Below are 1,261 nucleotides of genomic sequence, written 5' to 3'. Positions count from 1 at the left end.
CTTATACTCCCAAAATCCAAAACCGGTAAACTGATTGAAGGGTCATTTGCATGGCTGGTTAAACAATATTTTAATAGCTCTGATTGGCATAGCCTCTCTAAAGCTACAAAAAGGCAAAGAGAACCCTTTCTTATGAAAATATGCGACTCCATAGGCAACGTTCCATATCAAGCAATTGAAAAGAAACATATTATAGCCGGTGTTGAACGACGTAAAGAAACACCAGCAATGGCTAGAGAATTTCTAAAAATACTTAATGGGCTTTTTAATTGGGCGATTGATCAAGGTCTTTTGGAAAATAATCCGACTTTAGGGGTTAAAAAACCTCCTTTAAAAAATAAAGGAGGCTTTCCTGTTTGGACAGAAGAAGATGTCAAAAAATATTATCAAAGATGGCATCATGGTACCCATGAACGCGTTTGGATTGATGTTCTTTTGTATACGGGCTTGCGTCGTGGTGATGCGGTCCGCATTGGTTGGAAAGATGTTAAAGATAATATCATTCATCTGAAAACAGAAAAAAGCCAATTTAAAACAGATGTTTTTCTTCCTATTTTACCAGAATTAGCCAAAACGCTTGAAATTGGTCCCATAGGTGATGAAACATTCATTTGTGGTAAACGCGGGAAAAAAATACCCAAAGAAAGCTTCGGAATTACATTTTATAATGCTTGCACCCAAGCAGGTATCAAAAAATCAGCCCATGGCTTAAGAAAATTAGCAGCTACACGCGCAGCAAATTCTGGAGCAACAGTATCGCAACTCAAAGCAATTTTTGGCTGGACAGATGATGCCATGGCATCTCTTTACACAAAGAGCGCAGATCGTAAAAAGCTCGCTCTTGAAGCCATAAAAAAGCTTCAAAAAGATAAGGGATAGAGGAAAAAAAACTCAATAGAATCAATACTCATCTATTCCCTCATATTATACATAAGTATCTTATTTCATTTACTTTTTATATCCTGAATAAGGATTGAAGATTTCTCTTTTTGCCTCGGGCGTCCATAAATTATAAGCAGCAACCATAATCACCCCCGATAAAGACAATCTGATCATCAGCTATGACCCAAATGGCTGCCCCCTGATGAAACTCTATGCAATTTACCTTGCCTATTTCGTCTTGATCTTTAGACATTGATAAACCTTTTTATCTTATGGTATTTAAATTCATGGCAAATGCGCTAACACGCAAAGCCTGACAACGAAGTTTAAGCAGCACTCCCACGCAATGGGGAATGTTTGATGGAATCCGTATGAGCGT

1 protein-coding gene is annotated in these 1,261 nt (G+C 37.7%); it reads left to right on the top strand.

Annotated features, from left to right (window positions below):
• The coding region (locus BN338_RS06850; protein WP_244427618.1) for a tyrosine-type recombinase/integrase at positions 1-879 on the top strand (879 nt) is incomplete at its 5' end.
• Positions 880-1,261: the final 382 nt, after the last annotated feature.

Origin of the sequence: Bartonella queenslandensis AUST/NH15, assembly GCF_000312585.1 — a bacterium.
GTDB lineage: Bacteria > Pseudomonadota > Alphaproteobacteria > Rhizobiales > Rhizobiaceae > Bartonella > Bartonella queenslandensis_A.
The sequence above is the reverse complement of the archived record's forward strand: the minus strand, read 5'-3'. Positions and strand labels throughout refer to the sequence as shown.